Source organism: Polaromonas sp. P1_G4 (assembly GCF_056405475.1).
In genome coordinates this window covers 1-1,922 of sequence record NZ_JBFUCA010000667.1, presented here as the reverse complement: position 1 = coordinate 1,922, position 1,922 = coordinate 1, and the positions used below count along the sequence as shown (strand labels likewise).

Annotated in this window: 4 protein-coding genes; all 4 read left to right on the top strand. The window is 52.1% G+C overall.

From position 1 onward, the window contains the following. Nucleotides 1-83: 83 nt before the first annotated feature. Nucleotides 84-299: a hypothetical protein gene (locus tag AC1D1X_RS22005; protein WP_477669313.1), complete on the top strand. Its 216-nt coding sequence runs from the start codon at nt 84-86 to the stop codon at nt 297-299. A 365-nt stretch (nt 300-664) separates the two neighbouring features. After that, a complete protein-coding gene (locus AC1D1X_RS22000; RefSeq protein WP_477669314.1) occupies nt 665-973 on the top strand; it encodes a hypothetical protein in 309 nt (102 codons plus the stop codon). Nucleotides 974-1,084: 111 nt separating this feature from the next. Beyond that, nucleotides 1,085-1,303, top strand: coding sequence for a hypothetical protein (locus tag AC1D1X_RS21995; protein WP_477699186.1), 219 nt, complete (start codon nt 1,085-1,087; stop codon nt 1,301-1,303). A 122-nt stretch (nt 1,304-1,425) separates the two neighbouring features. After that, nucleotides 1,426-1,922: DUF2199 domain-containing protein (locus tag AC1D1X_RS21990; RefSeq protein WP_477699185.1), on the top strand; the 497-nt coding region annotated here is incomplete at its 3' end.

Below are 1,922 nucleotides of genomic sequence, written 5' to 3'. Positions count from 1 at the left end.
TTGGGAGGATTCGATGTCCAAGTTAAACCATAGCAGTCAAGTTAGACCGCAGCTTTTGCGGTCTGAATTGCGTTAGGCATCTCATGGCACTGCTTTTAAAAATCATTGTCGTGCTGTTTGGCCTCGCATCTATCGTTGCGGGTGTGAAGAGTGTCTTGCGCCGGGAAGCTAAATTCACATGGAATGAAGATAGCAATGAGCAGCGTATCGTTGAAGGGCTTCCAGCGATCCTCATCGGCTTGGGCGAGATCGCCTTAGGCCTTTACATCCTCTTCTCTCTACGTTCTCATGCAAGCTGAGATATTCACATCGGACCGCTTGGCCATCGCCGATGTCGCCTGACCTCTCCTTCAAACGGGCACCTTGCAGAGCGCTTATGTCAAACGTCAGGCTCCTACCCTCCCGGGTTGTCGCGGGTTGTTTCAGGTTCGAGGGACCATTCTCTGAAAGTGGCCAATTGCATGCCGCCTGATCCTTCCATCGAAGAGGCAACCGCAGCCCACTTGGGCCGACCCCTCATGCCAAACGTCGGGCTAATATGACTTCTGCAATCCACCTGAATCTGTCTGTCGCGGTCTTTGCCTTCGCAGTTCTTACTTCATCGTCAGCCTATGCATCTCCCTGCATGCAAGGTGCGAGATACGAAAGGAAAGATGGGGCCTATATGTCCATCGACACTCCAACCGAATCATCCGATGGGTTGGATCGAGCCCACTTTGAGCTGCAATCGTTGGGGAAAATGATTGCTGGAGCACCTACGGTTGGTAACCTGGAAGGTGAGCTGACAATTACACGAGACTCTTGCGCAGGATTCTTCTCCAGTCCGGATATTCCCTGCGCCATAATCGCAACGTTCAATGGAAATCGGGCGCAGGTTTACCAAATCGGACACTGCTACTCTGGTGCAGGCGCATACGCTGATGGTGTGTATATCAAGTCGAAGGCCAAGCCATTAAAGGCTCTAACCAAGTAGTGGAAGTCAAGGTATGAAGCCTAACCGATCGGCCGATGCGGACACAGCTGCAGGTTGCTGTTTCGCGACTAGTGTTGGTTGCCGGTGACCGCCAACGGTAGGCTTCGTTCCATGGTGCTGAGCAAGTTCGTGAAACTCATTCTCATTTTCTTGGGTGGCCCCTTGATCGCCTTTGCCATTCTCTTCGTCGGCTGCGAAGGAAAGCATCCTGCACTTGGCGTCATGTGTGGCCACAATATTCTCATGTCGCTGGTACTTTTCACGTTCGCGGCCTGGTTTGTGCTGGGTACCATCTCAGTCTTGATCGGTGTTCCAAGAGGACACGAATGAGTAAATTCGCTGCGGCCTGCTTACGGCCTGACTTGCCAATCGACACGAACCCACAACAGCAGCAGGCAGCTCTGCCGCAAGTGTTAGTCGTCCGGTCATCTTTACGCTAGGCCACTAATTCCATGGCAGCGATCTTTGCATTCAAATGTTCATGCTGCGGTGAGTTGCATGAGGGCTCGCCGAGTTTTGCATTTCAGGCGCCAGATCCATACACCTGGCTAACAGATGAACAGAAACAAGACATCGGGCGGCTGTCCGATGACCTTTGCGTTATCCGTCATACCGAAAGAACCGACTATTTCGTCAGGGCTGTTTTGGAAATTCCAATACATGGCGTAAGTGAGCCCTTTGTTTGGGGGGTGTGGGTTTCTGCAAGTCAACAGAGCTTTGAGCGCTATGTTCAAACCTTTGACACCCCGCTGGAAGGTGACGGCTTCTTTGGCTGGCTCTGCAACCGGATCAACCTGTATCCAGCCGAGCAATCCAGGTCCGCAGATGTCTTCATACAGCTGGGAGGTTTTCGGCCCAAAGTTGTCTTGCATTCCACAGTCAATGAGACTGATCAACTGGCAGTTGATCAGCTTTCGGGTATTACAGTTGAACGTGCCCAGTACCTGGC

Coding starts and splice junctions, on each gene's coding strand:
- AC1D1X_RS22005 (WP_477669313.1), top strand. CDS start 84: ATGGCACTGCTTTTAAAAATCATTGTCGTGCTGTTTGGCCTCGCATCT.
- AC1D1X_RS22000 (WP_477669314.1), top strand. CDS start 665: ATGTCCATCGACACTCCAACCGAATCATCCGATGGGTTGGATCGAGCC.
- AC1D1X_RS21995 (WP_477699186.1), top strand. CDS start 1,085: ATGGTGCTGAGCAAGTTCGTGAAACTCATTCTCATTTTCTTGGGTGGC.